This window comes from Variovorax sp. P2_H12 (assembly GCF_056403395.1).
Map to the genome: position 1 here is coordinate 1 of NZ_JBFUFO010000131.1, position 594 is coordinate 594.

1 protein-coding gene is annotated in these 594 nt (G+C 66.0%); it reads left to right on the forward strand.

What is annotated here, in order from left to right; genetic code table 11:
- Positions 1-542: helix-turn-helix transcriptional regulator (locus tag AC1DYK_RS35515; protein ID WP_478170541.1), on the forward strand; the 542-nt coding region annotated here is incomplete at its 5' end.
- Positions 543-594 lie beyond the last annotated feature (52 nt).

The window sequence follows — 594 nt, forward strand, 5'->3', positions numbered from 1 at the left end:
CCCTCACCGCGGAGAGTATGGCCGCGAGCCAAGCACTCGACGCGAGGATAGCCGAGCGCGGGGTGAGCATCCGCACGATTTATCTGGACAGCGTCCGTAACCACACCGCCACCCGTCGTTACGCGGCCTGGCTGAACGAATGCGGCGGAGAAGTGCGCACGCATCCTGTGCTGCCGATGCGTATCATCCTCGTGGACCGCAAAATTGCCGTTCTTCCGATAGATCCGGAGGACTCGGCCAAAGGCGCACTCGTCCTGCGCGAACGGAGTGCCGTCGCCGCCCTGTTGGCGCTCTTCACGCAGATCTGGGAAGCCGCCCGTCCGCTCGGCACCGCCGAGCTTCCGGACGATCATGGGCTCGTTCCACAGGAGCGTGAGCTGCTGCGTCTTCTCGCTCAAGGCATGACCGACGAGGCCGCCAGCAAGCAGTTGGCCATCTCCGTCCGCAGCGTCCGTCGATTGATGTCGGACATCATGGACCGGCTCAACGCCCGCAGCCGGTTCGAAGCCGGCCTCCGGGCCGCCGAGCGCGGTTGGCTCTGAAGGCGTCGCCTCCCTTCGTGCTGTCACCCCACGCTCCGCCGCAACAAGGCTG